General features: G+C 69.9%; 4 protein-coding genes. 2 read left to right on the forward strand and 2 right to left on the reverse strand.

The genetic code is table 11. The features are described from left to right. On the reverse strand, positions 1-226 hold a 226-nt coding region (locus tag ACIQ3R_RS16810), incomplete at its 3' end, for a thiamine pyrophosphate-binding protein (protein WP_397420003.1). Between the two features lie 175 nt (positions 227-401). After that, the gene (gene miaA / locus ACIQ3R_RS16815) at positions 402-1,331 is read right to left on the reverse strand and encodes a tRNA (adenosine(37)-N6)-dimethylallyltransferase MiaA (protein WP_397420004.1); all 930 of its coding nucleotides are present in this window, start codon (positions 1,329-1,331) and stop codon (positions 402-404) included. A 189-nt stretch (positions 1,332-1,520) separates the two neighbouring features. Here miaA and serB point away from each other — a divergent pair, with 189 nt between their 5' ends. Further along, on the forward strand, positions 1,521-2,405 hold the full coding sequence (gene serB, locus ACIQ3R_RS16820) for a phosphoserine phosphatase SerB (protein WP_397420005.1): 885 nt from the start codon (positions 1,521-1,523) through the stop codon (positions 2,403-2,405). After that, positions 2,405-3,067, forward strand: coding sequence for an HAD family hydrolase (locus ACIQ3R_RS16825; RefSeq protein ID WP_397420006.1), 663 nt, complete (start codon positions 2,405-2,407; stop codon positions 3,065-3,067). Before serB ends, ACIQ3R_RS16825 begins: the two co-directional genes overlap by 1 nt. Positions 3,068-3,086: the final 19 nt, after the last annotated feature.

Here is a 3,086-nt window from a genome sequence, read left to right on the forward strand (position 1 = left end):
CGGTCGAGCGTGCATAGCCTTCCGCGGCATGGGTCGCGCCCTGCTCGTGCCGGACCAGGACGTGCTTCAGCCGGGGCTCTGCGAACAACGCATCATAGATGGGCAGCACCGCCCCGCCCGGATACCCGAAGAGGGTGTCGACGCCCTGGTCGATGAGCGCGCGCACCACGATCTCCGCGCCGGAGAGGGTGTCCTGCTGGGCTTCGATGGTCTGATGGGCGGTCATGGCTTTCTGGACCTGAGCTGAGAGCAATAAAAAAGGCCCTCGGGGGGCCTGGGACATGCGACCTTGGCGGCCGGTTCACGGGAACCGGTCGGTCAGGGTCGCTCTGGAAGTACGAGAAGGGCGCGCACGCACTTTTCCTCAAAGACAGTTCGGTGGCGTGTGTCTCATGCCCGCTTCAGGGCGTCAAGTCGGGGTTCAGCGCAAGAAACTGCCCCCATTGATCCTCGGCTGTCTCGGAGGTGATGCGCGGCCAGTCGGCCATGCGGCCCCGCATCCAGGTCATCTGGCGCTTGGCGTAGCGACGGGTCTCCTGCTGGGCGGCGGCCAGCGCGGCCGCCCGCGAGGTCTTGCCCGACAGCCAGTCGGCGATTTCCCGCACGCCGACCGCCTTCATCACCGGCAGCGTGGCGTCCAGCCCGCGAGCCATCAGCGCCGCCACCTCCGTCTCCGCGCCCTCATCCAGCATCGACCCGAGGCGCGCATCGCAACGGGCATAGAGCCCAGATCTCGGCGGCTCCAGCGCGACGGCCCGCCAGCTTCCGACCGGCAGGGCGCCGGTCGCCCGGGACTGATGATCGCTGAGCGCCACACCGGTGGCGGCATAGACCTCCCAGGCCCGCGCCAGCCGTTGACGATCGCCCGCTCCGATCCGCTCCGCCGCCGCCGGATCGACCCCCGCCAGCCGCGCCCGAAACGCGGTCTCGCCGAGCCGATCAAAGTCAGCCCCGGCCTCGGCCCTGACCCCGGGGGCGACCTCGGGGACTTCCGCCAGGCCCTCGGTCAGCGCGGTGAAGTAGAGTCCGGTGCCGCCCACCACGATGGCGTCCCGTCCGCGCGCCGCGATCTCGCCGATCACCGCCAACGCCGCCCGCTGCCATCGTCCGACGGACCAGCCCTCGCCGCCGTCCGCTACGCCGAACAGGTGGTGCGGCGCGTGAGCTTCCTCCGCCGCAGACGGCCGCGCGGTCAGCACCCTCAGGTCGGCATAGAGCTGCAAAGCATCCGCATTGACGATCTCCCCGCCAACCACAGTCGCCAGCCGAAGCGCCAGCCCCGACTTGCCGCTCGCCGTAGGGCCGGAGATGAGCCAGATTCGGGGGGTCACTGCGCCCGCCCTTCCCAAGTCCGAGCATCCCGACGAATAACGGGCCCCAGGGGCCGATATCCTCCCGGTCGGGCTGAATCTGCATCCTGGCTTTCGCCGGGACGAGCGGGTGGGAGGTCGCGTCGCACAACGCCATTGTACCTCACGCCCCTTGCCCCATCGACCGTGATCCGCCAGATGCGGCGGCGCATGGAACTCGTCGCCACACTTGTCGGACCGGACGCCACCGAAGCGGCGGCCAGCCGCGTCCGCTCGGCGCTCTCAGGCGCCGGACTTGCGGTCAAGGGTCCCAATGCGCTGGGCCCTGAGGCCTTCGAGTTGCCCCTGCTGGGCGATCCGGAAACCGCCCGCGCCGTCGCCGCAACCGAACTCGACGGCCTGGCGATTGATGTCTGCGTGCAGCCCGCCGCCGGTCGCCGCAAGCGGCTGCTGGTTGCCGACATGGACTCCACGATCATCAACGTGGAATGCCTGGACGAACTGGCTGATTTTGCGGGTCTCAAGGCCGAGATCAGCGCCATCACTGAGCGCGCCATGCGCGGCGAACTGGCTTTCGAGGGCGCGCTTCGGGAACGGGTCGGCATGCTCAAGGGCCTCGCCGCCTCTGCGCTCCAGCAGGCTTATGACCAGAGGGTGCGGCTGAATCCCGGCGCGCGGACGATGGTGCGCACCATGGCCGCGCACGGCGCCCGCTGCGCGCTCGTGTCCGGCGGCTTCACGTTCTTCACGTCGCGCGTCGCAGCCGCCGCCGGCTTCCACCTCGACCGCGCCAACACGTTGATCGAGGCCGATGGCGCGCTCACTGGCGCGGTGGGCGAACCGATCCTGGGCAAGGAAGCCAAGCTCGCGGCCCTCGAGCAACTCGCGGCCGAGATCGAGGCGCCGCTTTCCGCCACCCTGGCGGTCGGCGACGGCGCCAATGACCTCGCGATGATCCAGGCCGCGGGGCTTGGCGTCGCCTACCGCGCCAAGCCCTTGGTGGCGGCGCAGGCCCACGCAAAGGTCGATCACGCCGACCTCACCGCGCTGCTCTACTTCCAGGGCTACCGGGCCGACGAATTCGTGGTCGACTGATGGCGCTGCCGCGTCCGCCCAGGGCCGTGATCTTCGATATGGACGGCCTGCTGGTTGACACCGAGACCGTGGTCTTCCGCGCCATGAACCGCGCCTCGGCGCCGCTCGGGCGTGACATGCCCATGCCGGTCTTTCAGCGGATGGTCGGCCTTACCCATGCGCACAGCGACGCGATCGTGCTTGAGCACTACGGTGCCGACTTCGACCTCGCCGCCTGGAACGCCGAGGTCAGCGCGCACTTCCGCGCCGAGCTCACCACCGTCGGGATCCCGCTCAAGGCCGGCGCGCCGGAGTTGCTCGACCACCTGGACGAACTGGACCTGCCGCGCGCCATCGCCACTTCGTCCAACCTGGCCAGCGTGCGCGCCAGCCTCGGACCTCACGGCCTGGTTGACCGCTTCCACGCTCTGATCACCCGCGACGTCCAGACCCAGGGCAAGCCGCATCCCGAGCCCTTCCTCAAGGCCGCCGCCGCGCTCGGCGTCGATCCGGCCGACTGCCTGGCGCTGGAAGACAGCCACAACGGCGTGCGCGCCGCCGCCGCCGCAGGGATGATGACGGTGATGGTGCCCGACATGCTGCACCCGACCGACGAGATGCACAGCCTCTGCGTCCGCATCGCCATCGACCTGCACGAGGTGCGTCAGTGGCTGCCGCGCTGAGCCGGCGCGCCGGTCCTCA

The sequence above is a fragment of the Phenylobacterium sp. genome (assembly GCF_044371015.1).
GTDB lineage: Bacteria > Pseudomonadota > Alphaproteobacteria > Caulobacterales > Caulobacteraceae > Phenylobacterium.